Origin of the sequence: Sulfurimonas sp., from assembly GCF_019429335.1 — a bacterium.
Classification (GTDB): domain Bacteria; phylum Campylobacterota; class Campylobacteria; order Campylobacterales; family Sulfurimonadaceae; genus Sulfurimonas.
In genome coordinates this window covers 84,452-110,588 of sequence record NZ_JAHYJB010000005.1, presented here as the reverse complement: position 1 = coordinate 110,588, position 26,137 = coordinate 84,452, and the positions used below count along the sequence as shown (strand labels likewise).

Here is a 26,137-nt window from a genome sequence, read left to right as displayed (position 1 = left end):
AGCAACAATTATGTACTCAATTTTTAAATACAACACACCATACAATTCTAAAAGAGTTTTAATCTCTAAATGATATTAAAACGGTTAGTTTTAACACTTGTGAAAACAATGAGTTTTTAAGGAACACTGACCAAAAAACATAACCTTTAAAATAGTGGTTATATCTTTGTATTTGATCATCTGAGCATTTATACTTTTTAAATACTCAAATAATGAAACACATTATCTATGTCTATAAAAAATAGCTATTGGTTTAAGCTATTCTTTATAGGATGGTTTTATTATTTTAAAATCTCATATCGCTTTTATCATGCTCTAGGTGTTTTTTATCTTTTAAAAATTCAAAAACAGTGCTGCTTAACTCGCCTAGCATGTCATCAAAACCGATGTAAGCGGCTAAGAGCTCGTTTGTTCTTGCCTTGAGCGGCGAGAACTCTTTTTTTTGCTTCATATCTGCGTTTATTTTCGCAAATGCCTTTACCATCTCCAGATTTTCAAAATCCGAAAAATCGACAACAGCATCGTACGCGGAGAGGTCTATATCCATTCCCTCAGCTATGCGGTTGATATCGGCATCAGTAACACCAATCTCATTCGTAAAACCCATAAGCTTTTCCAAATCATCATAGAAGTAGCTCACATCAAAACCATCCGCAAAAAAAGCAAATGCTTTTGCCCTTGAATCAACTCCGATAAGAGCCACTCTTTGAACACCTCTATTTTTTAAAAGTTTTACAAGCGCTCTCACTCCAACGATATCCCCGACCAACTTCTGCTCATCTCTTATAAGAATATCGCACATCCCGCAAAGCTTAACTGCTTCGCTTGAGTCATCAAGCACCTCAACGACACCTTTCATATATTCATTAGATATCAGTGCGCCGTTTACATGTGACTTTTTCATATTTACTACCGTAAAATATAAATCATCCTCGCGTATATTCATCGGTATCATCATGGCATCTCTATTTTCTGCTTTAAAGTGCTTGTTTAGCGTTGCAGACAAACTGCTCTGACCGGCATACTCGCCTATAAAACCGTAGAGCTTGGTGTGATGCGATATCTCATTGCCGTTGTTCATCATCTTACATATCTCCTCTTATACCCCAAAGTTCTCTTGCCTCTTCTTCTTCAGCCTTGCATCTGTAACAGAGTTTCTCATTGGAGTTTGTGCTAAAGATGACACTGCACTCGTTACATCTTCTTACCTTAAAAGTGATAAGATTTTGAACTTCCGGTTCAAACAACTCTTTAACCCTGTATGTAGGCGAGAGAGTAATTGCTTCTGGTTCACACACATCATGGCAGATGCTGCACTTTATACAAAGAAAAGGGTCAAACTCTATCTTTGAATTTTTAACATCCGAGCTGAGCGCTCCCGTAGGACAGACTCTATAACACATCTGACATGCCGTACATTTATCTGCGTCTAAGAGCTTCATTGAGGTAAACGTAAGCTCATCTGCTTCTATTACATGATAGACGGATGGTTTTTTGACTCTTTTTAGTGCTGTAAAAAAAAGCTTTCTTCTCTCTGTAATACGTTTTTGACGCAAAAGCGCAATGTCGCTCTTTTGCAGAGTATGCGCGACAAGCTCGTCTGTCGCTTTTTGTATCTCTTTTTCAAACTCTATTTTTGTTTTTACAGCATTTTTCAGATTGACTTTACTAAAAAACTCTCTTCTGTTTGGCACATTTTCTTCACCGTTTTGCTCTTTTTCATACTTTACATCTTCAAGTTTTATAACAGCTTCACTCTCCATAGCTTCTAACATGTAAGAAGCCTCATCATGGTTTCTTAGAATCTCAGGTTTGCATTTATGAGCTATCGCACATCCGTCGCAATGTCCCATGTCAAATACCATCTCTTTTTTAAGTAGAGCCATCGAAATAATATTTTCTATATTTAGCGCAGCAATGCAGGGAACATTTTTTCTGCATGAGATAAGGTTGGCTTCATCTTCCATATAGTTAAAGAAAAAATCACTCGGGCTGAAATCATCTAAAAAAAGCGCTTCATTTGGACACACCGCATCACAAGCACCGCAACCCACACATGCGGAGAAGTTAATACTTGGCAGCGGATTATCGCCTACGATTATTGCTTCCGTAGGGCAGATAAGTTCACACTTGTTGCACTCACTCTCCTTTGAGAGCGAGCGGACACAACGGCTGGCTTTGAGTTGTATCATTTAAGTATTCAGCTCTTTTACCAGATATTCGTTATCACTTAAAATAAACTCTAAAGCCATATCCGCAACATCATAGTAAAGCGGTGTTCTAGCCTCATATTTTACATTTATAAGATAGAGCGGCGCCCATCTTAGAAGGTGCTTGTCCAAAAACTCTTTTTGAATCTCTCTAAGCGCTTTAACAGCCTCTTTGTCACCCTCTTCCAGAGCTTTTAATTCGGCAACGGCTAAATGGTGCATAAATTCAAGCTCAACGCCTATATGGTCTGCAGAAATAGCGCGCGCGGCCTCGTAGTCAACCATAAAATTATATGCGCTGTACATGTCGGTTACAGGATTTGCTCCGCCGGTCTCGATTTTCTGATCTTCTCTTGTGTAAAACGTCTCATAAGGAATAAGGTGCAAAAGAGATAAATTTACAAAATCAGGATTTAAATACTCTTCCAAAAGCTTGCTGTTTTGAACTTCGTTAAACGGTTTCCACTCTTTGAGTGTCGGAAAAAAATCTAAAATATTTTCATCATTTTTGATTGTTTGAAGCATCTTCTCATCGAGCTCTTGAAGCAGCACACGGGAGAGAAGTGCGTAAATATTAGCTCTTGCTTTTGTATTTTGCATTATATCTATTCTTTATTTTGATTTTTTTGGTTTGTGATTTTATCTAAAAAGTATAAATGTAGAGTTATGTTATTGACCTAAAACAAATCGCTTTAGGATAAATTATGATAAAATTTCCAAAAAAAAGGATTACACATTACTTACACTTTTATCCATACGCTCCATATCTTTTCTGTCTTTATCTACGGAGGTTTTTTATTCGTAGATGTGCTTTTTTTATCAAAAATGAGTCAGAATCTAAGCGATAAAGAGCATAAAAAAGCAAGAGAAGCAATTATGGTACATGTAAGAGAGGTTGTTCCTTATGCCCTGATGGTAGCTGTCGCAAGCGGACTCTATCTAATCTCACAGATTTTCGGCAAGATTGAGGGCGGCTCTCTCTCATACTTTCAGACTCTTTTGTCCATAAAAGCTTTTCTTGGAATATGGCTTGGAATCAGGGGAATCAACCAAAAACTTTTTAAAATAAATCCATGGGTATTTAAAAGCCACTTTTTTCCTTTTAGTCTGGTTGTTATAATAATTCTTCTGTCTCAGTTTATGTATCTGCGATAACTTACAATCTAATCGAATTTAGAAAAAAATTACAAAATAATCACAAATAATATGTTATCATTCAGCAAAAAGAATGTCGGAGGTTTCAATGTTTAAAAATTTAAGTATTCATAAGAAAATGAATTATTTTGTCGCGGTGGTTACGATTTCCATTTTTGCCGCTGCAATATCCATGTTTCTCGCACTTGGGCACATTGAGTCAAAATATGACCACCTATATGAGAACTCAATGGAGAGTGCATTAACGACGCTTGAAATAGAGAAAAATCTAAATTTTATCAGCAGACTATCCAGAGACATTATGCTCGGTGGCAATTATGAGAAAAACATAGCTAACCTCAGCGATACAATCAGTAAGATTAAAAACAGTTTTGACTCGCTTGAAAAGCTTATGGCTGGAGAGAAGTCGCTAGATATCGTAATCGAGGCTAAAAACTCTACATTGCTATTTTTAAACAACTCTCTAACTATGATGAAATCGCTTACCCAGCAAGATATTAAAAACGATAAAGATGTAATTTATAGCAGATACAAAAATGATTTAACACCTTTTGCAAATGCATCCAGAGACTCTTTTAAAAAACTGGTTGATTTAAAATCAAAAGAGCTTGACGGTGACTCCATAAATCTTGGCAGCATTATTATATTTTTTAAATACCTAGCTTTGATTACGGGAATAGCTGTAGGCATTGTAGTACTTATTTTTGCAACAATAATTAGAAAATCAATTACAAGCGGAATAAACGACTTTACAACCCTAATAGGCTATGTATCAAAAGGTAACTTCAGCCATGATGCCACAACAACAGATAGAAATACAGAACTCGGCATTATGGGACATGAGCTCACAGAACTTATAAAACATACAAAAGATCTTATCCACGAAATCAATACTACAATCACTGACGCATCAAAAGGAATATTTACACACAGCATCTCATCTGATGGTATGAGCGGCGAGTTTGTAGATGCTATAGAGAGTGTGGGCAAAAGCATTGAGTTTATGAAAGCTCAACATGCAAAGGCACAAAGAGATATATTTAACTCTAAAATCAGCACAAGAAGCGTTAAGGTCACGGAATCACTATCCATGATTATCTCCGACTTAGACGGCAACCTTCATGACTTAAAAGAGATTACCTCTGCAACTAGAGATGCTTCAGATCTGGCAACAAACTCTCGCAACGATATTACCGATATCACGACAGAGTTAAACGCTCTAAACGAGCAGGTAAATATAAACAACGACAGTATAGGAGAGATTGCAAATCAGGCAAATGATATAACTTCTGTTATACAGCTTATTACCGACATTGCAGACCAGACTAACCTGCTTGCACTTAACGCTGCTATCGAAGCCGCACGTGCCGGCGAGCATGGTCGCGGATTTGCAGTTGTCGCAGACGAGGTCAGAAAACTAGCGGAGAGAACGCATAAGGCCACTGGAGAGATTTCAGTCTCTATCAAATCTCTACAACAAAATATGAGTGAAATTCAAACAAGTTCTGACAACATGAAAATAACCGTTGAGGGTTCTACACGAAAGATAAACGGCTTTGAGAATACTCTAATCGAGCTGAGCGAAAACTCTTCTAAAATAGTCGACTACTCTTACGGTATGGAAAACAGCATATTTATTGTTCTTGCAAAATTAGACCAGATACTCTTTAAATCACGCGCTTATAACTCTATCATATCGCTTAAAAATGTCGTGCCTTCAAAAGCAGGTGATAAGTGCCGTCTTGGAGAGTGGTGTTCTGAGGATGGTCAAGCAAGATTTGCAAAGACTGAATCTTTCCATAAACTGGACGCTCCTCGCATAATGCTCAGCAGAAAAGTTCATGAAAATCTCAGCTATCTTGAAAAAGATGCCGAGAATGAGACTCTTAAAAATGGCGATAAGATTGTTAAAAACTTTGATGAGATGGAGGATGTTTCTGCGGAAGTCTTCGTATTGCTTGACAAGATGCTAAAAGAGTAGCCAAAGACGCTCTCTTTACTCCCAATCTCCATAGATAGGGGAGTGCTTATCCTTTTTATATCGCCTTGCGTTTTTTGTTTTATCAAGCTGATTTGAGCCGTAAAGAATCTCCTCTTTTATCTCTAAAATATCCTTATCACCATCTCTATAACCTATTATCTTTTTAACCAGCTTTTGCAACTCCTGCAAATCACCTTTATAGAGTGCTATCTCTTCGACTTTATGAAGAACTTTTATAGCACTCTCTATCTTTTTGCCATAACCCTCTTTAGTAAGATTTGACGTGCTTGTGAGATATGAGACGATACTTTTGTGAAACCTCTCCAAAGCTCTTATATAACGAAGCCTTTGTGAGTTATCTATTGCTTTTTGAGATGCCATTTTTACCTATTGTTTATCTATTTAGAGGTACAATTATACCCTTAATTTAATGTATGGGGAAGATATTGAAAAAAATAGTGTCATCGCTTCTGTTATTGTCCATTTCGCTTTTTTCGGCTGTAACAAACGAGGAAGCATCAGAAAAGCTAATCAACTCTAACATACCGATAGTTGATATCAGAACACCTGGGGAGTGGAGAGAGACGGGCCTTTTAAAGGGGTCTATTCCTATAATGCTTTTTGATGAAAAAGGGAACTACGACCTAAAAGATTTTTTAGAGAAACTAAACATAGCGGTTGATACAAAAAAACCTTTTGCTATTATATGCAGAACAGGTAGCAGGACAAGTGTTCTGGCACCGTTTCTATCACAAAAGTTAAACTATAACGTTATCAACATAAAAAGCGGAATAGTATACGCAAAATATTTAAAGCTCCCTATTCTGCCATATCAAGCACACTAAACCTCTTTTTTAGGTTCGATTTTATTTACCATAGCGTAGAGTGTTGGTAGATAAATCAGGTTCAAAACAGTTCCCCAAATTAGACCAAATCCAAGAGATATTGCAATTGGCTGCAGTATAACCGCCTGACCGCTTGCGTAGAAGATGAGCGTAAATAGTCCCAAAAATGTTGTCAAAGAGGTGATGAGGATGGGACGGAGTCTGAGTTTTGCACGTCGCAAAAACTCATCCAGCTTATGAGTACCGCGCAGAAAGTCAAGCATAATTATTCCATCATTAATAACAACACCTGCGAGACCTAAAATACCTATTATCGAAGGCATTGTAAGATTTATCCCAAGCAGTTTATGTCCTAAAAGCGCACCTAAAATCGATAGCGGAATAACGCTCATAACCATTAGCACGTACTTTATCTTAGGAAAGATAAACAGCAGTGTTAAAAAGACTAAGAAAAGCGACAGAAACAGAGCGTTTTTCATGTCGCTCTTTAGCTGTTGATTCTTCTCCTTCTCTCCCAAGAGCTCTACATTTATGCCCGAAGCTCTTATTTCGTTTAGAGCAGGCTCTAATTTATCCAAAATCTCCTGAGCAGTCACCTTTCTTTTGTCTATATTTGCATATACTGTTTTTACTATATTGCCGTTTAGTTTATCTATCTTCTCATAATCTCTAATCTGCGTCATGTCGGCAACATCAGACAATTTCACATACCTCCTATCACCAAGAGCCACGTTAAAATCCAACAGCGTAGAGATGCTGTCTTTGGCACTCTCCTGCGTTTTTATATCCATAACGCCTCTGTCGTTAAACGTAGTTGCCTGTTTTTGTTCTAAAAAATATCCGCTGAGAGTTCTTGCAACAACGGCCTCGCTAAGACCCAAACTCTCGCCGTAGGAGTTTATTTTAATTTTATACTCCATCTTGCCGTATTTTATATTGTCGCTATAGTCTCTTATATTCTCCATCTTCAAGAGCTCATTTTCAAGTTTTAAAATCCCCTCTTGAAGTCTCTCGTCATTACTTCCTGAGAGGTTGACCTGAATATCACTCTTGATAAGACCAGACTTATCCTCCATAACTCCGATATCTTCCATCTTATACTTCTCTCTATAGGGCGCTATTATCTCTTTTGCCAAAGGAGAGAGCTCAAATGTCTGTTTTTTTCTTATGTTCTCAGGATTGTCAAACTCAAAACTAAAGTTTAATATCGGATTTACATACTTATCTATCCAGTTTGTCTCTTCCCTGTCATAAAGTTCCATGGTTATCATAAAAACACCGTTGTTTCTCTGTGAATCGCCCGAGAGGCTTCTTCTGAATCCCACAACGGATGAGATTGATTTTAATGAGAACTCCTCTGCATGTTTCATAAGCTCTGCTTCTATCTCTTTTGAAACCTCATAAGTATCTTGAAGCGGAGTATTGATATCTAGCTTTCCCGAGATATAGAGATAATTTCCGTCAAAATTTGGAAAAAACTGAAACTTCATAGATTTTGCCGTATAAAACGTTGCCAGCGGAATCACTATCAAAAAAAGCAGAATAGAGATTTTTTTATAGTTCAAAAGATGTAGAATTATTTTTTCATATAAATTCTGAAGAGGCACCCAGCTTATCGCCTTGTTGCTCTTTTTTAGAAACTCCTTCGCATGCAGAGGCAAAAAGAAAAAGCTCTCCAAAAGAGAGGCAAGCAGAATGATTATAACCGTAATGGGGATGAGGATAATAAAAAGAGCTATCTCTCCTTGAAGCATAAAAATAGGCAGAAATGTTGCGACGGTCGTTATTGTCGCAAGCGTTACTGGAAGCATCATCTCTTTTACCCCTGCAACTGCCGCATCATAATTATTCATGCCCTCATCGATATGCCGCTGTATATTTTCACCGACGATTATCGCATCATCAACTACAATTCCTATTACAATCAATCCTCCAAGAAGAGAGATAACATTTATAGAGTATCCCATATAGTAGATGCTCAGCAATCCTATAATAAAAGAAAAAGGTATTCCAAGCGCTACGATTACCGCAATTCTAAGGTTTATCAGAATATACATCGATAAAAAAACAAGAATCAAACCAAACATCAGGTTTGATATAATTACGTCCAATCTTTGCCTGACTGGCTTAGAGCTGTCTTCGTAAAAATTAAAATCAACGCTCTTATAGTTTTGCTCTGTTTTTTTAACATACTCCCTAAGCTCTCTGGAGAGAACAATAGAGTCACCCTCCTCTCCCTTTGATATAACAAGCGAGATTGTCTTTTTATTGTTGAATGTCGCAAGTGTGTCGGTCTGAGGGTACTCTATATTTACTTCGGCAATATCGCCTAGTTTTATATATTTCCCATCAATATTCAGGATGCTATCTTTATACTCCACCTCATCGGCCTTGCCGTTTGCCGTGGAGACATAGGCAAATTTTCCTCTTTGTTCTATATTTCCTATGGGGAAAATATATGAGAGGTTTGATATCGCCCTCTGCACGCCCTCATGTGTTAAGCCATACGCCAAAACTGCATCAGAGTCTATCCTTATAATAACCTCTTCGTTTGAGTCTCCGCGGATTAAAACCTCGCTGATGCCGCTGATTTTTGATACTTTTGTTTTCATATCTTGCGCCACAAGCGTTAGCTCGCCTATCGAAAGTGTTGAGGAGGAGACTGCCAGTTTTATAAGCGACCTTGTCTTTTGGCGAAGCTTTGCAACCGGCTCATTCATGTCGGAAGGCAAATACTGTCTGGTTGATGCGATGGCGTCTTTGACAAGTCCTAAAGCAATCTCTCTGTTTGCGCTTTTGTTTAGTGTTAAAAGTATTGCAAATGCGCCTGGTGTAATAGTCGTCTCTGTTTTGTCAATCCCAATGACGTTGCTAAGCTCATCCTCAATGTCACGCACAGCCATCTTATCCATAACAGAAGCACTAGCTCCTCTGTATGTACCTAAAACAGTTATCTGGTCAAGTTGGGCATCAGGAAAAATCTCTTTTGGGATATTTATGTAGGAGTTGACTCCCATAAAGATTAAAAAAGCCAATATGGCATAATTAAGTCTGCTGTTTTTTATAAAAAATTCAATTAATTTAATCAAATGTGTCTCTTATAAAAGTGATTTAATAACATTGCTTACACCCTGATGCAAGTTATAATTTGAGATAGGAAAGTCCAAAGACTCATCTTCAAGATTAACGCTGTATCTTGCCAAATAATCCCCAAGCCTCTTCAAATCTATGCTCTTATAATTTCTACATGTAGATTTGTCCAGATTTGTTCTTAGAAGCTCATTTGCATCATTTGACTTTTGAATCGTAAACGCCAAACTCTTTAAACTTACAAAATCGCTCCATGCAAAAAAGAGTTCGGGAGTGAGTGTTTCTGCCGACAAGCCCTCGGGAGTAAAAAGCATATTTGCATCCCTGAGCGGAATCAAAACGCTCAAAATTGCTTCACTAAATGGAATAACCTTGTCACGCCAAAAAGGTGATTCGCTTCTTGTGTTCAGCTCTGTCTCCAAAACTTCTAAAATTGTTTTAATCTCTGCGCTTTTAAAAAGGTCGTAGCTCTCTTGTTTCATAAATTATCCATTTATTATTGATTTGTGTCATTATAAATTCTTTTTAGTATAATTTGGCTTTTATTATCTATAAGGAGTCATTTTGGCTCCTTCTTGCCATAAGGCAAAACTTTAGTAACTGCATATAATTTGGACATTGTTCAAATTATATGAGATTTAATAATAGGAGCTCAAAATTGAGACTATCTAAAACTTTTATAACCGATCTTATTGCCGCACTCTTAGTTGCTTTCTCATTTCTTTTTGAGGGAACACTTAGCTCTTTGCTTCTCTACACAGGTCTTTTTGCGCTTTCCGGCGCACTTACGAATCAGCTTGCAATTCACATGCTTTTTGAACGTGTACCGTTTCTTTACGGCTCAGGCGTAATTGTGGAAAAATTCGAAGCCTTTAAAGAGTCGATTAAAAATCTTATGATGACTCAGTTTTTCACGCCAGAACAGTTGGACGACTTCTTCAGACATGAGGAGAAGAAGATTGACTTGACGCCTATTATCGAAAAGACAGACTTTTCTCCCGCTTTTGACGCGCTCAGTAAAACCGTTATGGAGTCATCTTTTGGCGGAATGCTTGGAATGTTTGGCGGAGAGAGTGTCTTGGGCAGCCTGAGAGAGCCCTTTAGTGTAAAAATGAAGAGCGCCGTTATAGAAATAGTAAACAGCGAGAGCTTTAACGAAACTATGAAAAATCATCTTCAAAATTCATCTTTGAGCCAAGATATGATTAAATCGATAGAAAACATTATTGACGCTAGACTCGGCGAGCTTACTCCGCTTATGGTTAAAGAGATGATTCAAAAAATCATACATGAGCATCTCGCATGGCTTGTGGTTTGGGGCGGAGTGTTTGGCGGACTAATCGGGTTGCTTAGTTCGTTCATTTTACAAGCTTAAAAAGTGTGTTTGTCTCAATTAAGTTTATGTTTTAGATTGCCACGCTTCTAGCGAAGCTCGCAATGACTGTTATTGCAAGGAGCTGCTGTAATCGTCATTGCGAGAAGCCCGCGACGAAGCAATCTATAATATCAATTAGCTCTAAACGACCTCTATAACCACATCTGCGACTTCAATAGTCTCGCCGCGCAGTATCTTGGCTCTTTTTCTAAGCTCTACTTCGCCGCCTCTTCTTACATGTCCATCAGCTATAATCATCTTAGCCTCCGCTCCGCTGTCTACCAAATCCAAAACCTTAAGTAGTTTAAACAGCTCTATATACTCATCTTTTAGCTCATATTTCATAATCTCTTCCTTTTTTAATTAATTTATCACGCTAAGCGAACAAGTCCGTTTAGCTACACTGCCGCTATGGCACCGAAGCTTGTCTTTTACAAGGCATATAGATATCTTGCAATTTTGCAAAACATCTGCTGAAATATTATCAGATTATTAGCTACTTTTTTAAAGCAATTTTTAAATCCCAAAGAAGTAGAATGAAGATTATGGAAATAGGTCTTAATTCACTCTACAACATCGGTACAAACTACTCAATTAGGCTCAATGAGAAAGAGGCTTTAGTTGTCGAAGATGACCCTCTTAGAGAAAATAAAAAGTCTGACGAAAATAAACTCTCGCAGGAAGAGGAAAAAAAGCGCCAAGAAAAGTCAAAATCCCCTGACGAGCTTAGTATTGATGAAAAAATATTGGTACAAGAGCTTCAATCAAGAGATGTTGAAGTACGTTCACACGAATCGGCGCATCAGGGTGCTGGCGGAGGAATGACCGGAGGGGCTTCCTTTACCTATCAGCAGGGACCAGACGGAAGAATGTATGCAATTGGCGGTGAAGTCTCCATATCCATCCCATCAGGCTCTACACCGCAAGAGACTATAAGAAATGCACAGCAAGCCATTGCCGCGGCAATGGCACCCTCAGACCCGAGCGGTCAAGATTTTGCCGTTGCCTCAAGTGCAATGGTGATGCTTATGAAGGCTCAGCAGCAACAAGCCAAGGAGATGCAACAAGAGATGCTTGGCAAAGAGATATACCAAAAGGAAAATGACAATCACAGTGGCGATGAATCAAGCAAGGATGAAGGTGTAGATTTCCCAGCCTGATTGTTTTATCTTAATTATGCCTCTTTGTCTAAAATAGAGAACCCCAAATTATACATAGCTTTATCGACCATCTCTATAGCTTTTTGCATTGTTTTTTGAGAAATCTCAGGAAGTTCTCCGCCCCACATCTCCTCAGCTTCTTTAAAACCTTGAAGCATTCCCTCGCGCCCTGCGCGCAATCTGCTCTCATCCTCTCCTGCTCCGTTTATAACGAAATTTGCTATTCTCTCAGATGTTTGAGCGATACCGAAAAACCCATCTTCGCTAACAAGATTTGCCGCCTCTTCCTGTGAAAGTTCGGCTATCGGTTTTCCGTTATATCCGATATCATTTAGAAAGGATTGGAACTCGTCATACTGCTTCTTAAAAACATCGCCTCCGCTTGAAAGCGCGCCTTGAAGAGATGTTGAATTAAAAGCTATAGCATTGGCATTTTGCTTAATCTTCTCTCTTATCTCTAAAGCCTCATCTTTTGAGAGCTTCTGGGCAAATTGCGTCTTAATCTCCGACATGCCCTTTATTGGTCTAGCGGCACCAATATTTGGTGATATCTGCATTTTAAATCCTTCAAATTAGATGCGTATATATCGACTTCAACAGGACTTTTTTAAACTTTTTATCTTTAATGCGCAAAAAATTAAAATTTAGGTTATAATTTTTCTGATGAAAGATTTTGCGTGCGAGTTCATCTATAGTATATTCTGCTAGACAAACGACTCTCCCTATATTTTGACTCCTCTTCCACAAGAAGTGAATTTTTACCACAGAGGTACTACACATGGCAGAATTGCTAGACGGATCAGTAAAATGGTTCAATGAAGAAAAAGGTTATGGTTTCATTCAACAAGACAACGGCGGTAAAGACGTATTCGTACACTTTCGCCAAGTAAACAGAACAGGACCAGGTCGTGTTTCTTTATCTGAAGGTCAAAAGGTAACTTTTGAACTAGGAGAAGGTCAAAAAGGTCCTCAAGCTGAGAATGTAACACCTTTATAATAGGCTTTACCTTGCAGGCATGATGCCTGCAAACTTTTGTTAAGCACTAAAACGAAGTTTCTTTAAAAAAATAAGTTTTTCGAGATTTATAGAATATCCCATCTTCCAACTTAACTCAAACACTCTTTAAAAAAACAAAACTTTTTTTTACAAAACCGTTCTTCTCGTAAAATCTATGGGTATCTTCTCTTTGAATTCCTGAAGAAAGAACTATATTTTCACACATTCCCATCTTTGCAAAGTCTCTAAGATACCCAAGCATCATCTCACCATATCCATTACTTCTATATTTCCCATCCGTAACCAAATCAAAAACAAAAAGATGTCTCTTGTGGTAAAGATTTGTTTGGATTGCAACGCCCGCATAAGTTATCAGCTTCTCTCCGTCCACAATTCCAAACATTTTATACTCCATGCTTCTCATCTCATATATCAAATCTTCAAATTCATCGTACGAAAGCGTTGTGCGAAGTTGCGAAACTAAATCATATGCGCTTAAAAGCTCTTTTAAATCCAACTCTCTAATCTGCATATCCACCTGCCTGAAACATTATGAAGTATTATAACAAACTTGCTACAATACGACTAAAAAATATCCTTGGGCGGTAATTAATAATGAGTAGCAAAAATTTTGAGGTTATTATAGTCGGTGCTGGCGTATCTGGTGCCGCATTAGCTTATGAGCTGGCAAGATATACGGATATAAAATCTATCGCTATTATTGAAAAATACGGTGATATTGCAACTCTTAACTCTTGCGGAACGAGCAATTCACAAACAATACATGTAGGCGATATCGAGACAAACTACACTCTGCAAAAAGCATCAATAACAAAACGCACTGCAAAAATGGTGGAGAAATATTGTCTGCAGCACCAATACCAAAACAAGATAATCTTCTCACACCAAAAAATGGCGCTTGGCGTCGGCAAAAAAGAGGTTGAATTTTTGCTCCACCGCTACGAAGAGTTCTCGGAACTTTTTCCGTATCTTGAGGTTTGGAACAAAGAGAAGCTAAAAGAGCTTGAGCCGCGTGTCGTGTTTGATAAAGATGGAAATGAGCGCAAAGAAGATATCGTAGCCATCGGAGCAAGAGGAGAGTGGACTACGGTTGACTATCAAAAACTATCTAACTCTTTTATAGAGAATGCAAAAAAAGAGAGAGACGTAGAGCTGGAACTTTTTTTAAATACCAAAGTAGAGAGCATTGAGAAGAGCAAAAAACGCGGTTACGTAGTCAAAACAAAAGATAATACCTTTTATGCCGACTTCGTGGTCGTAGATGCGGGGGCACACTCACTCTTTTTAGCACACAAAATGGGTTTTGGACTAAATCTGGGCTGTCTGCCGGTTGCAGGAAGCTTTTACATGACAAATGAGAAGATGTTAAATGGAAAAGTATATATGATTCAAAATCCAAAACTCCCCTTTGCAGCCCTTCACGGAGACCCTGACGTGCTGGCAGACGGTAACACCCGCTTCGGACCTACGGCACTTATACTTCCAAAACTTGAGCGCTATAAAAGCGGTACATATATGGACTTTTGGAAAACTTTGCGTTTTGATAAAAATATTGCCATAGCACTTTGGAAACTTTTAAAAGAGCGAGATATCCGCAGATATATCTTTAGAAACTTCCTCTTTGAAATTCCTTTTTTCAACAAATATCTCTTTTTAAAAGATGCAAGAAAAATCGTCCCATCTCTTAAAATCAACGAGTTTAAGTATGCAAAAGGTTTTGGAGGAGTTCGTCCTCAGGTGCTAAACAAAGATGAGCAAAAACTCCTCCTCGGCGAGGCTTCAATCTATACGGGAGAGGGTTTGATATTTAACATGACACCATCCCCTGGTGCGACATCGTGTCTTGGAAATGCCCAGAGAGATTTAAAATATATAGTCAAATATTTAGGCAAAAATTTTGATGAGAAAAAATTTAATGATGAGCTTACAGATGGCGAATATTGCGCTCTGCCTGAGCCGATTGCATCACAAAAAGCAATCGTAAATCTAATTAGAGCCGAGATTCAAAGAACCGAGGAGAAGTATCTTCAAGAGCTACATGTAGGAGAGCCCGATGCTGAGTTTTGGGATAATCCGCATAGTAAAATATAAGTTTTAAATCAAGCTTTAAACAACGATTGGCTACAATCGCGAAAAATTAACAGACACATTTCAGCTGTGTCTAAACGAGAGATAAACTATGGTAACAGTACAAAAATTAGTTATGCGTTATGGAAACAGGGTTCTATTTCAAGACATAAATCTTAAACTTGACCGTCATAAAAGATATGGCTTAATCGGTGCGAACGGTGCCGGAAAAACAACCTTTTTAAAAATACTCTGTGGAGAGATTAAAGAGTATGAGGGTGAAGTAATCATCCCAAAAACAAACAAAGTCGGAGTTTTAGGGCAGAATCAATATGCTTATGAAGAGTTTACAATTGCCGATGCTGTACTTTATGGAAACAAAAGACTCTATGATGCAATAAAAGAAAAAGAGGAGATTTACGCAACAGGCAACTTCGAAGACGATGCCGTAAACGACCGTCTTGCAGAGCTTGAGACTATCTGCGTTGAAGAGGACCCTACATACGAGTATGATGTAAACATCGCAAAAATTTTAGAAAACGTCGGCATCCCTGCAAATCTGCATAATGAACTTATGAGCACACTCGACAGTGCGGACAAATTCAAAGTTCTTTTGGCACAGGTTTTATACCCAAAACCGGACGTTCTTTTCCTTGATGAGCCTACAAACAACCTTGATATACAAACAATCAGCTGGTTAGAGCATGAGTTGCAGCGCCATGAGGGAACCATGGTTGTAATATCTCACGACAGACACTTCCTAAATGCCGTTGTTACAAATATTCTTGATGTTGATTATCAAAAAATCCGTGAATTTACCGGTAACTACGATGATTGGTACATTGCTGCAAATGTTATTGCAAAACAAAATGAGCTTAGTAATGCAAAAAAAGAGAAAGAAAAGGATGAGCTTGAGGCTTTTGTTCGCAGATTTAGCGCAAATGCTTCAAAAGCAAAACAAGCAACATCAAGACAGAAAAAACTTGACAAACTTGTTATTGATGATATAAAACCATCTTCACGTCGCGACCCTAGTATTGTTTTTAAAGCAAAAAGAGTTATGGGAGATGAAGCTTTAAATATTACCAACGTAAACCACTCTTACGGCGATAACGAAGTTTTAAAAAATATAACTCTAAAATTTGAACCGGACGAAAAAGTAGCACTGATAGGTCCAAACGGTGCCGGTAAAACAACTCTCTTAAAGATAATTATGGAAGAGATGAAGCCGACTAGCGGAGAGATTCACTGGGGCGCAACTATTGAGAACAGCTATTTTCCTCAAGATACGGCAGACATCATCAAGGGTGATGGAACTCTTTATGACTGGCTTAGAGGGTTTGACCCAAAACGCGATATTGCCGAGATTAGAAACTGTTTGGGAAGAATGCTTTTTTCCGGTGAGCAGCAAGAAAAATCGGTTGTAAGCATTTCAGGCGGTGAAAAGCATAGAATGATGTTAAGCAAAATGATGCTTGAGGGCGGAAACTTTTTAGTTCTCGATGAGCCTTCAAACCACCTTGACCTTGAAGCCATTGTTGCACTTGGAGAAGCACTTTTTAACTTTAAAGGCAATGTTATATGTGTCTCACACGACCGCGAATTGCTAGACGCTTTTGCAAACCGTGTAATTGAACTTAGAGCTGATGGAAGTTATGTTGACTTCAAAGGAAGCTATGAAGAGTTTACAGAAGCTAAAGAAAATGGACAAATATAGAGATTTTCTAGGCCTTGGGATTGCAGGCAACTTTGCACTACACCTCGCACAGGCCGGCGAACTTGAAGATTTTAAAGATGTTATTACAGCTGATGAAGCGGCTCCAAAAGGGATGTTTCCTTTTTATCTACCAAAGATAGTTAAAGAGGCTAAAGAGATACTAAACATCTATCCTCTCTCAAGCTCTGCTATTAAACTCCCAAAAGAAAATGTCAATGTTCAGGCGGAGCCGGAAGTCGGACTTATCTGCAAACTTGAGTACACAAACGATAAACTCACAAAAATAATCCCAACACATTTTGGCGCCTATAACGACTGTTCAATAAGAGTTGCTGGGGCAAGTAAGATAAGCGATAAGAAAAATTGGGGTGATAGCTCAAAGGGATTAAGCAATAACCTAATCAAGATAGACAAGTTTAGTGAGGGCGGAGTTATGGACGGCTACTCTATCTGCTCTTTTCTAAAAAGAGGGGGCGAGGTTCACGCCTATGGAGAAGATGTAGAGCTAAGCGGTTATAGCTACTTTTACGAGAAGCTTCTTGATTGGATGGTTGTGCAGATTAATGAGCAAAAAGATTTCGGTCCGCTTGAGCCGTTGAGCCAATATATTTCTACATGCAAGAATCCATCTGATGCAGTTATCAGTATAGGCGCAACAAGATATACGCCTTACGGGGAGAGCACATTTTTAAAAGAGAGTGACGAGGTTTTCGTAGTGCTTTATAATCACACAAAGCTCTCTTTGGATGATGTGATAAAAAGCATCGAGGATGATAGCTTTGAGAGTGCCGATATGAGCATCTTAAGGCAGAAAGTCATCTCATGAGCAGAGGAAAGAGGCTCGATATCTTTGTAGGAGCCGATATAGAAGATGGCTGGGCAAAAGTCGATACTCCCAGAAAAAGTATTATCTCAGATGAGATATTGGAGCCAAGCAAGCACTTTTTGCTCTTTAAAAAAGAGAGGAGAAGAGGCAAAACCGTCACTCTTGTAGGCGAATTTCACCTGCCGCAAAACGATTCAGAGGCACTCTTAAAAGCTTTAAAGAAAAAGCTCGGCTGCGGCGGAGCTTTTAAAGATGGCTGGATGGAGTTTCAAGGGGAGCTCAAGGAGAAGCTAAGAACCCTTCTTGTCCAAGAGGGCTTTAGATTCAAGAGTGGTCACTAGCTCTCTCTTCTAAGCCTCTAACTCCTAGATTTCCATATCTGTGGTATGAGTTCGCAACACTCTGTTCTATAAAGTAGTGGAGGAGTTCGATTCTGCCATGCGGTACAAAAGGCTCTCTTGCAATATATTTTGCTTCATCTTTTAGGGAATCATATATATTTTTTGTTACATGTTTTGGATTTAAAAACCTGACTCTTTGAGCTTTTTTCATCGACTCTATCAACTCATCTTCACTTTGAAGTTCCAAAATATCCTCTTTTGCCAGAATATCTCTTGAGTTATTTATAAGCCAAGCCAGCTCATCGCTATCTATCTTTTTAGGAAGCGAGATATGCAGCGTTGCCCCCGCAATCTTTGTCGCCGTTATGGAGGAGAGTATCTCATGAAGCTTATCGCCTTTTTGACATCTCAAAAGAACGCTCTCTACACCCAAATAACGTATGATATTGCTCTCACCTCTAATGTTTGCATAATCGTGTTCTTTGCTAAACTCAGCTCTGTGCCACTTTACAAAATCTTTTGCTATCTCGGAAGCTTTTGAGACCTCATCTGCAAAAATTCCGTGAGAGAGAAATTCGCCCATCTCCTTAAACTCTATCTCATCCGCACTTATGTTCATTAACTGCGTGACATAGTTAAATCCGCCAGCTTTTTTGCCGCTTCCAATCGCCGATTTGCCCATCCCGCCAAAAGGCTGTCTAATGACTATCGCACCGGTTGTGCCGCGGTTAATATAGAGATTTCCGGCTTTTAGCTCCCCTCTCCATATCTTCTGTTCCCTCTCATCAAGACTCTCTATCCCCGATGTTAGACCATAACCAGTAGAGTTTACGGCATCTATGGCATCTTTTAAATCATCCGCTCTCATAACGCTGAGCACTGGGCCGAAAAGCTCATTCATATGACAAAAATCACCCTCTTTTGTAGCCCATCTGATTGATGGCTTTAGCATATATGGATTATCGCTATCGGCGTAAGACGGCGGAACTAGCCACTCTTCGCCATCATCGAGATAACTCAAAGCTTTTTGAAGATTGCCTGAAGGTTTAGATGAGAGTGTTCCGATTCGATTTTTAAAATCCCAAACGGAACCTACATGTAGAGATTCTGTTGCATCAACCAACATTCTTTTAAAATTCTCATCATTATAAAGCTCATCTTCTAACACAAGCAGGGATGTTGCCGAACACTTCTGCCCCGAGTTGTTAAATGCGGAAGCTACAACGTTTTTAACTGCCTGATCACGATCGCTCATGGAGGTAACAATGGTGGCATCTTTGCCTCCCGTCTCGGCACTTAGATGGATATCTGGACGCTGTTTTATCATGCCATAAGCAGTCTGCTCGCCTCCCGTAAATATAGTAAAATCTATATCTCTGTTAGCAATAAGCTCCTCTCCCGCCAAAGTTCCGCTAGATGGAAGAAATTGAAGCGTATTTTTACTAACACCCGCACTCCAAAAACATTCACAAACTATCTGCGCGCAAAGAACGGAGTCGGATGCGGGTTTAAGTATAACCCTGTTTCCTGCTGCGAGTGCCGCAGCAATACCGCCTGCCGGAATTGCTACCGGGAAGTTCCATGGGCTAACCACCAGCCCTACCCCTTTTGGAGATACATGCAAACCCTCTAGCTCCTCTATTTTTCTCACACTGTATGGATAGAAGTTTAAAAAGTCTATTGCTTCAGAGACCTCGACATCCGTCTCGCCAAAGACTTTGCCGACTTCCGCCGCGGCAACTCCTATAAGGTCTGCTCTTCTTTTTCTAAACTCATGTGCCACGTTCATAAGTATTTTTTGACGCTCTTTTGTGCTGAGTTTTCTCCAACCATCAACATCCTCTTTTGCTACTTTTACGGCTTCATACATATCTCCGGCACTGGCTTTTACGTAAGAGCCTACAACGATACCATCATGATACTGGGACTTATCAATTATCTCTACAATATCATCACTCTCAATCTCTTTTGAGCCGACAACAGGTTTTGCATGATAACCGCCGCTTTTTGCGATATTTTTCCACTTATCGGCAATATCTCTTGCCCACTTTTTATTCTGCATAAGAACAAAATCCGTATCAGCTTCACTCTCATACATGTAACTGTCCAAATCAATCTCAGGCTTTATCGGCTCTATGTTTCTATCTTGAACCCTATATGGAGTAAGTCTCAAATCTTTTATCTCACCCAAGGCGTCATCATAACTCTTTACAAGCGTCTTCCACGCCCCAGAGTCTGCTTTTAGTCCGAAACTATGGCGCAAAAAATTCTGCTGTGCAGTGTTTTCATCAAATCTTCTCACAAGATATGCTATAGCATTTGTAAAGGTCTCTTTTGTCGCCGTCGGAGCGTAGAGGATGACGCTTAAGCCCTCTTTTTTAAGAACCTTGTAAGCAGTCTCGCTCATACCCTCCAGCATCTCGGCAGTGTAAAACTTCTCAACTCCTCTCTCGCGTGAGAGAAGCATTCCAAGAGCGTGGTCAAAAAGATTGTGCGAAGCAACTCCTAGATGTGCGTAAGGCGCTACGTCAGGGTCTAAAAGGTAGTCCATGATAACTTTAAAGTTGGCGTCACTTTGCGTTTTTTTTCTATATGTGACACACTCCCACTCTCTCAGACTCGCTTCTGTGAGTTCCATCTCCTGATTTGCACCCTTTACCAGACGTATCTTAATAGGTGCTCCGCCGTTACCTACTCTCTCTTTTGCCCATGATACAAGATTTTTTGCCAGCTCCAGCGTATCGGGAAGATATGCCTGAAGAACGATTCCTGCATGAAGCTCTTTAAACTTCTCTAACGAGAGTGTTTTTTTAAAGACATCGATAGTCAGGTGTACATCTTTATACTCCTCCATATCAAGATTTACAAACTTATTGCTCTCTTTAGCGTCCATATCTACAAATCTGTTCTGCATTGCGGCACTATATATCTTCTCCAGCTTACTTGAAATCATATCCACGCTCCACTCATGAGCCAAAGAATTTATCTGAGAAAAAATAGTAGATATCTTTATAGAGATATAGTCGATATTTGGATTTTGAAGCGTTTTTATATATTTGTTAACTCTATAGTCAGCTTCCTCTTCGCCTAGGACTATCTCGCCGATTATGTTTATATTTACCCTTGTTCCCTCTGCCCTTCTCTTTTTTATATGCTCCATAAGAGCCTTCTCTTCTCCCGGTATAACGACATTTTTAATATCGTTTCTTAAATACTTTATAAAAATAGGTATGGAGATATTTGACATATAGATACCTACTTTGCGAAAAGAGAGAAGAAGAAGCTCCTCAAATGTGCTAAAAAAACTTGTATCTTTATATTTGTTAAATATATGCTCTATCTGATCTGCAACTCTGCGAGGGTTACCTGAACGAAAGCTCTGGTCTAGAAGCTCAATCAGAAAAATCTTATTCATTGGATTTTTTAGCATCCTGCCGATTGTTTGGTGAAACTTCTCCTCAACGCCCTCCCTGTGATCTTGTATGTAGAGCTGCCACTCCCTAGCTACCACTTTCGCCTCTTCAAATCTCTCTTTAGATATATTCATAATTATAAAACTCCCTAATCTTCTTGGCGCAAAACTCTAGGCACATCTCTCCTAGACTATCAAAAAAAAGTATATTTGTCAATTTAAAAATAGCAAAAATTAATCATTTTTTTTAAAATTTTATTAAATTTGCCTCTTGTTATAGAAAATTTAATTTACTTTATTGTATTATCCACGTCTATTTAAAATCAGAATAAAAAGGAAGATATATGCCATACGTAAAAGACGTTTTTGAATACCTAAAGAGATCTAGCCCGTCTCAAAAAGAGTTTTATCAGGCTGCCGAAGAGGTTCTTGAATCACTCCGCCCGTTAATGGAAAAATATCCAAAATATAGAAAACATAAGATTATAGAGAGAATTGTTGAACCTGAGAGACAGATATTTTTTCGTGTAACCTGGGTTGATGACAACGGCGAAATTCAAGTAAACAAGGGGTATAGAATAGAGTTCAACTCAGCACTTGGACCATACAAAGGGGGTCTAAGATTTCACCCGAGCGTAAATGCGGGTGTTATCAAGTTTTTGGGATTTGAGCAGATTTTCAAAAACTCGCTTACAGGTCTTCAAATCGGCGGCGGAAAAGGCGGAAGCGACTTCGATCCAAAGGGCAAATCGGACAACGAAATCATGAGATTTTGCCAAGCATTTATGAGCGAACTTTTCAGACACATTGGAGCAAATACTGACGTTCCTGCAGGAGACATTGGAGTTGGCGGCAGAGAAATCGGCTACATGTTTGGTATGTATAAAAAACTCTCAAACAAATATGAAGGTGTGCTAACAGGAAAGTCATTAAAATGGGGCGGTTCACTCGCACGTACAGAAGCTACCGGTTATGGAGCGGTCTATTTTGCAAAGTACATGCTAGAAGACAGAGGTGAAACTCTAGAGGGTAAAAAGTGTGTAGTTTCAGGAAGCGGTAACGTTTCTATCTATACAATCGAAAAGCTTTACCACCTTGGTGCAATTCCGGTTACATGCAGTGACTCAAACGGTATGATTTATGATGAGGCAGGAATTGACTTAGAGCTTTTAAAAGATTTAAAAGAGGTAAGAAGAGAGAGACTAAGCGAATATGTAAAAAGCAGACCAAATGCAAAATATACTCCCGTTGAAGAGTATCCTCAGGATTGCAACGGTGTTTACACTATTCCTTGTTTTGCAGCATTTCCAAGTGCTACTCAAAACGAGCTAAACCTAAACGATGCAAAAAATCTTCTTGCAAACGGTTGTATCTGCATAAGCGAAGGTGCGAATATGCCATCGACTCTTGAAGCTGTTCATGCGTTTATTGATGCAAAAATTTGCTACGGACCGGGAAAAGCTGCAAATGCAGGCGGTGTTGCGACAAGCCAACTAGAGATGCAGCAAAATGCTTCTATGAGTAGCTGGACTTTTGAAGAAGTTGATGCTAAACTGGCTCAAATTATGAAAAACATCTACATAGACGCAAGCACGACAGCTGCTGAATTCGGCGAGCCTACTAACCTAGTTTTAGGTGCAAATATCGCAGGATTTAGAAAAGTAGCAGACGCTATGATTGAGCAAGGACTAGTTTAATTTAAGCACTCGTCTGCTCCGCTGTATGCGGGGTAGCCGTGCTTATATTAGTTGTAATAGTGTATCCGTCCCTTCCGCTCTCTTTAGTTTTATAGAGCATATCATCCGCCTTAGTTAGCAAAATCTCTTCATTAAGTGCTTCATCCGCCACACAGCATGCCACACCTATTGAGATTGTTAGATATTTGCCTATTTTTGAACCTTCGTGCTTAACCTCTCGCGCTTTTATGGCATCACAAATATTTCTAGCTATTACTGCGCTGTTTGACTCAGGTGTCTCTGTAAAAAGAACCCCAAACTCCTCTCCGCCAAGTCTGAAGACAAAATCACTAGGACGCTTTAAAATATCTTTAAAAACTTTTGCAACACACTTAAGAGCAGCATCGCCCTCTATGTGTCCATACATGTCGTTATATTGCTTAAAGTAGTCGATATCAAGCATCATAAATGTTATATAGCTGTGGTTTCTTTTAGCCCTTTTTAACTCTCTGTCGTAAACCAGATTAAAATATCTTCTATTATGCAGTCCCGTTAATGAGTCCGTATATGAAGCATTTTCAAGCTTTTTATTTACAATTTTTAACTTCTTTGTAGCTATCTCAAGAGCACTCTGGTCACTTTGAATACTCTTAAAAACATAAAATGAGACTATCATTACGCCAAAAATTACCATAATTAAAATAGTGCCTACTTTAAACAAAATAGAGTCATAACCAATTAAAAAATTTTTCCTCTCATATTTGGCAACATCCACCTCATAATTAATCAGCTTGTTTATCACATTGTGGATATGAATTATTTTTTTCTCAACACTCTCTATAACCAAATCTTTTATCTCATAGCCGTTTTCAAGAGCTTTTAGCACGCTGATAAAATATTGATTTGTAGCTTTTATCTCTGCTGCTGTATAAGCTACATAAGGCATTTCGCCATCCCTTTTAAAGTGAGCTTCGTAATTTTTCCACTCTTTTTCTATTCTATTTATTGAGAGTTTTATTTGTGATTGCGCCTCATCTGGGCTAATTTGCATGTTTTTTGCCATATATAAGCTATTTGCCAAATTGCCGTGATACGATAAAAGAATTGTATTTAGCTCAATGACGGGAACTAGTGAGCCAAAATAGAGAGAGTCTAGATTTTTTTTCATGGAACTAAGGTTTATGGCTCCCATGATGCCGACAAAAAGAAGTCCAATGGTAATAATTATGAATATAAAAAAAAGTTTGCTTCTTAATTTTAAAGCTTCAATAAAATTCATTTGACTCCCTATAAAACATCTTTTAACTAAAGCAAACACTATGCCAAATATATTGACTTACTGTAAAAGAGCCATCTTTTATGATAAAATACTCAGCATATGAAATTTAAGACCGGTACTCTAAAAAATCTTTTAAAGAAGCAAAACAGCATTTATGAGTGATAAACTAAATTATATAAAACAGCTCTCTTTCTTTAGCTCTCTAGATAGCGAAAAATTGAATATTATTGACACTATCTCAAAAATAACCACCTACCCCAAAAACTCTATACTCTTCTATGAAAACGACTCAAGCAACAAAATCTTTTTTCTAGTCTCAGGATTATTAAAAGTATATAAGATAGACAAGTTTGAAAATGAGATATTTCTATATCATATACATAAAAATTCACTTATATCAGAGCTTACTGCTTTAGAAGACAACATAATACACTGCTTCTCTAATGCCGAATTTATGAAAGAGAGCACTGTTTTGGAAGTTGGTTTTTCAGAGCTGAAATCAGAGTTTTTATCAAAAAACATACTAACCAACGAATTTATAAACGAAATACTGCTAAAAACTCAGCAACTTCACTGCGTAGTAAACAGAGAGCTTGTATTTGATGCAACTGCAAAAGTAGCATTTACCCTGCATAATGATTTAGAGATGTTTAACTCTCTAAAGAGACATGAGATATCTTTTATGCTGCATATTCAACCGGAGACGTTATCAAGAGTTTTAAAAAAACTAAAGAGAAGTGCTATTATAGATATTGAAAATACGGACGTCGTTATCTTAAACAAAGAGATGCTAAAAAGTATCTACAGGGGTGAACTGCCATGATAAAACCTAATAAAATCAGTACAAAAATCAAGCTTATAGGTGCATTGCTTATAATTTTGATGGCAAGTGTAATCGTAACTACCATATATCTAAATCAGCAAAACATCAAAGATGCGCTGGTAATAAACATTGCCGGCAAACAGAGAATGCTTACGCAAAAAATAGCAAAAAACGTCTTTTACATATACTACAACTCTACTTTGGATTTTTATGAGCTAAACTCCGCATCCGATGAATTCATAGAGGGGTTAAGCACTTTAAAGCACGGAAATCAAGACAAGGGAATTTTGGTCGCACCGACAAGTGAAATTTCAGCACAACTGCGCGAAGTAAGCAAGTTGTGGGAAATTTTCTACGAAGATGTACAAAATTTCAAACTCCTCTCAAATTCTGAAATTAAAAAAACAAAGGAGTTTGAGGAGATAGTAGCCTCTATCTACAAGCACAACACCATACTGCTAAACAACGTAGATAAACTCGTAACCATGTACACAAACCACAGCGAAGACAAAACGAACTTTATAAAAAGTTTTCAATACTCTTCAGGAGCTATACTGTTTTTGCTCTTTATCTACTCTCTTGTGCAGTTAAAGTCGATAGAATCACATGTAGACTCTTTTATGCAGTACTCCAAAATGCTTGTTGACAACCAAGACATATCAAGCCTGACTCCTATAAAACTTGAGGCTGAAAGCGAGCATGAGATTATTGAGGTAAGTGACACGATAAACTGTTTTATAAACAAGATAAATTCTGCCATGGAGCACTCAAATGAGGCGCTGCTGCAGTCTCAAAAAGCCTCCTCAAAACTTGAAGAGCTGACCGATGAGTTTGATTCAATTTTAGGCGAATTAAAAGATAAATCTCTTACATCAAAACATCTAAACAACAGCGAAGATATTGTTATAGAATCTACCGAGGAGCTTATAAACTCGACAAAAAAGCTTACTAATCTCAAAAAAGAGCTCGACAAACTTATCAAAAGCTGCCAAGAACAAAAATCTTAAAAAAGAGACTCTTAATTTTAAAAACTTATTTTATTTTAAGTGCTGCATGACTATATAAAGCTAGTCGATATTAATCTGAACTTAATAATAATAACTACTATTATGACTTAAGTCAAAGATTTTTCTATTTAAAAAGTGGTACCATCAATCTCGTT

Annotated in this window: 24 protein-coding genes; 13 read left to right on the top strand and 11 right to left on the bottom strand. The window is 38.3% G+C overall.

Annotation, left to right across the window (positions count from 1 at the left end):
* Nucleotides 1-286: 286 nt before the first annotated feature.
* From K0A91_RS03675 to K0A91_RS03665, 3 genes are read right to left on the bottom strand one after another with little or no spacing between them, the layout of a single operon-like run.
* Entirely contained in the window at nt 287-1,084 is a 798-nt protein-coding gene (locus K0A91_RS03675) for a hypothetical protein (RefSeq protein ID WP_295008259.1), read from the bottom strand.
* A 1-nt stretch (nt 1,085) separates the two neighbouring features.
* Complete coding sequence (locus tag K0A91_RS03670) at nt 1,086-2,192, bottom strand: 4Fe-4S binding protein (protein ID WP_295008257.1); 1,107 nt, start codon at nt 2,190-2,192, stop codon at nt 1,086-1,088.
* Nucleotides 2,193-2,810, bottom strand: coding sequence for a molecular chaperone TorD family protein (locus K0A91_RS03665; RefSeq protein WP_295008255.1), 618 nt, complete (start codon nt 2,808-2,810; stop codon nt 2,193-2,195).
* Between the two features lie 207 nt (nt 2,811-3,017).
* On the opposite strand from K0A91_RS03665, the gene K0A91_RS03660 reads away from it, so the two are divergent.
* Both K0A91_RS03660 and K0A91_RS03655 read left to right on the top strand, forming a co-directional pair.
* Entirely contained in the window at nt 3,018-3,365 is a 348-nt protein-coding gene (locus K0A91_RS03660; protein WP_295008253.1) for a hypothetical protein, read from the top strand.
* Nucleotides 3,366-3,453: 88 nt separating this feature from the next.
* Nucleotides 3,454-5,346 carry a methyl-accepting chemotaxis protein gene (locus tag K0A91_RS03655; RefSeq protein WP_295008251.1) on the top strand — a complete coding sequence of 631 codons (1,893 nt, stop codon included), beginning with the start codon at nt 3,454-3,456 and terminating at the stop codon, nt 5,344-5,346.
* A gap of 15 nt (nt 5,347-5,361) precedes the next feature.
* Here K0A91_RS03655 and K0A91_RS03650 read toward each other — a convergent pair whose 3' ends face one another.
* Entirely contained in the window at nt 5,362-5,727 is a 366-nt protein-coding gene (locus tag K0A91_RS03650) for a hypothetical protein (protein WP_295008249.1), read from the bottom strand.
* A 65-nt stretch (nt 5,728-5,792) separates the two neighbouring features.
* On the opposite strand from K0A91_RS03650, the gene K0A91_RS03645 reads away from it, so the two are divergent.
* Entirely contained in the window at nt 5,793-6,191 is a 399-nt protein-coding gene (locus tag K0A91_RS03645) for a rhodanese-like domain-containing protein (RefSeq protein ID WP_295008248.1), read from the top strand.
* On the opposite strand, the gene K0A91_RS03640 is transcribed toward K0A91_RS03645, so the two are convergent.
* Both K0A91_RS03640 and K0A91_RS03635 read right to left on the bottom strand, forming a co-directional pair.
* Entirely contained in the window at nt 6,188-9,280 is a 3,093-nt protein-coding gene (locus tag K0A91_RS03640; RefSeq protein ID WP_295008246.1) for an efflux RND transporter permease subunit, read from the bottom strand. The genes K0A91_RS03645 and K0A91_RS03640 overlap by 4 nt on opposite strands.
* Nucleotides 9,281-9,289: 9 nt before the next feature.
* Entirely contained in the window at nt 9,290-9,763 is a 474-nt protein-coding gene (locus K0A91_RS03635; protein ID WP_295008244.1) for a hypothetical protein, read from the bottom strand.
* A gap of 176 nt (nt 9,764-9,939) precedes the next feature.
* Between K0A91_RS03635 and K0A91_RS03630 the strand changes: the two genes are divergently transcribed.
* Nucleotides 9,940-10,656 (top strand): DUF445 domain-containing protein, encoded by a 717-nt coding sequence (locus K0A91_RS03630; RefSeq protein ID WP_295008242.1) that lies wholly within the window; start codon nt 9,940-9,942, stop codon nt 10,654-10,656.
* 141 nt (nt 10,657-10,797) lie between these two features.
* Here K0A91_RS03630 and K0A91_RS03625 read toward each other — a convergent pair whose 3' ends face one another.
* A complete protein-coding gene (locus K0A91_RS03625) occupies nt 10,798-11,001 on the bottom strand; it encodes an RNA-binding S4 domain-containing protein (protein ID WP_295008240.1) in 204 nt (67 codons plus the stop codon).
* A gap of 191 nt (nt 11,002-11,192) precedes the next feature.
* Here K0A91_RS03625 and K0A91_RS03620 point away from each other — a divergent pair, with 191 nt between their 5' ends.
* A complete protein-coding gene (locus K0A91_RS03620; RefSeq protein WP_295008239.1) occupies nt 11,193-11,816 on the top strand; it encodes a putative metalloprotease CJM1_0395 family protein in 624 nt (207 codons plus the stop codon).
* A gap of 14 nt (nt 11,817-11,830) precedes the next feature.
* Here K0A91_RS03620 and K0A91_RS03615 read toward each other — a convergent pair whose 3' ends face one another.
* Nucleotides 11,831-12,373 carry a hypothetical protein gene (locus K0A91_RS03615; RefSeq protein WP_295008237.1) on the bottom strand — a complete coding sequence of 181 codons (543 nt, stop codon included), beginning with the start codon at nt 12,371-12,373 and terminating at the stop codon, nt 11,831-11,833.
* A gap of 221 nt (nt 12,374-12,594) precedes the next feature.
* On the opposite strand from K0A91_RS03615, the gene K0A91_RS03610 reads away from it, so the two are divergent.
* A complete protein-coding gene (locus tag K0A91_RS03610; RefSeq protein ID WP_295008235.1) occupies nt 12,595-12,813 on the top strand; it encodes a cold-shock protein in 219 nt (72 codons plus the stop codon).
* Between the two features lie 115 nt (nt 12,814-12,928).
* Here the strand turns inward: K0A91_RS03610 and K0A91_RS03605 are convergent, their stop codons facing one another.
* The gene (locus tag K0A91_RS03605; RefSeq protein WP_295008233.1) at nt 12,929-13,345 is read right to left on the bottom strand and encodes a GNAT family N-acetyltransferase; all 417 of its coding nucleotides are present in this window, start codon (nt 13,343-13,345) and stop codon (nt 12,929-12,931) included.
* 83 nt (nt 13,346-13,428) lie between these two features.
* Here K0A91_RS03605 and K0A91_RS03600 point away from each other — a divergent pair, with 83 nt between their 5' ends.
* The 4 genes from K0A91_RS03600 to K0A91_RS03585 all read left to right on the top strand — a co-directional run bounded on the left by K0A91_RS03600 (nt 13,429) and on the right by K0A91_RS03585 (nt 17,785).
* Entirely contained in the window at nt 13,429-14,925 is a 1,497-nt protein-coding gene (locus K0A91_RS03600; protein WP_295008231.1) for an FAD-dependent oxidoreductase, read from the top strand.
* Between the two features lie 88 nt (nt 14,926-15,013).
* A complete protein-coding gene (locus tag K0A91_RS03595; RefSeq protein WP_295008230.1) occupies nt 15,014-16,618 on the top strand; it encodes an ATP-binding cassette domain-containing protein in 1,605 nt (534 codons plus the stop codon).
* On the top strand, nt 16,578-17,444 hold the full coding sequence (locus K0A91_RS03590) for a DUF5718 family protein (protein ID WP_295008228.1): 867 nt from the start codon (nt 16,578-16,580) through the stop codon (nt 17,442-17,444). The genes K0A91_RS03595 and K0A91_RS03590 overlap by 41 nt, the downstream gene beginning before the upstream one ends.
* Entirely contained in the window at nt 17,441-17,785 is a 345-nt protein-coding gene (locus tag K0A91_RS03585; RefSeq protein ID WP_295008226.1) for a translation initiation factor, read from the top strand. The genes K0A91_RS03590 and K0A91_RS03585 overlap by 4 nt, the downstream gene beginning before the upstream one ends.
* On the opposite strand, the gene K0A91_RS03580 is transcribed toward K0A91_RS03585, so the two are convergent.
* Entirely contained in the window at nt 17,769-21,332 is a 3,564-nt protein-coding gene (locus tag K0A91_RS03580; protein ID WP_295008224.1) for a bifunctional proline dehydrogenase/L-glutamate gamma-semialdehyde dehydrogenase, read from the bottom strand. The two genes, K0A91_RS03585 and K0A91_RS03580, sit on opposite strands and share 17 nt — an antisense overlap.
* A gap of 209 nt (nt 21,333-21,541) precedes the next feature.
* Here K0A91_RS03580 and gdhA point away from each other — a divergent pair, with 209 nt between their 5' ends.
* The gene (gene gdhA / locus K0A91_RS03575) at nt 21,542-22,894 is read left to right on the top strand and encodes an NADP-specific glutamate dehydrogenase (protein WP_295008222.1); all 1,353 of its coding nucleotides are present in this window, start codon (nt 21,542-21,544) and stop codon (nt 22,892-22,894) included.
* A 1-nt stretch (nt 22,895) separates the two neighbouring features.
* Here gdhA and K0A91_RS03570 read toward each other — a convergent pair whose 3' ends face one another.
* A complete protein-coding gene (locus K0A91_RS03570) occupies nt 22,896-24,152 on the bottom strand; it encodes a diguanylate cyclase (protein WP_295008220.1) in 1,257 nt (418 codons plus the stop codon).
* A 154-nt stretch (nt 24,153-24,306) separates the two neighbouring features.
* Here K0A91_RS03570 and K0A91_RS03565 point away from each other — a divergent pair, with 154 nt between their 5' ends.
* Both K0A91_RS03565 and K0A91_RS03560 read left to right on the top strand, forming a co-directional pair.
* Nucleotides 24,307-24,975, top strand: coding sequence for a Crp/Fnr family transcriptional regulator (locus tag K0A91_RS03565; protein WP_295008218.1), 669 nt, complete (start codon nt 24,307-24,309; stop codon nt 24,973-24,975).
* Nucleotides 24,972-25,982, top strand: coding sequence for a type IV pili methyl-accepting chemotaxis transducer N-terminal domain-containing protein (locus tag K0A91_RS03560; RefSeq protein WP_295008216.1), 1,011 nt, complete (start codon nt 24,972-24,974; stop codon nt 25,980-25,982). The genes K0A91_RS03565 and K0A91_RS03560 overlap by 4 nt, the downstream gene beginning before the upstream one ends.
* The last annotated feature ends 155 nt before the right edge of the window (nt 25,983-26,137 follow it).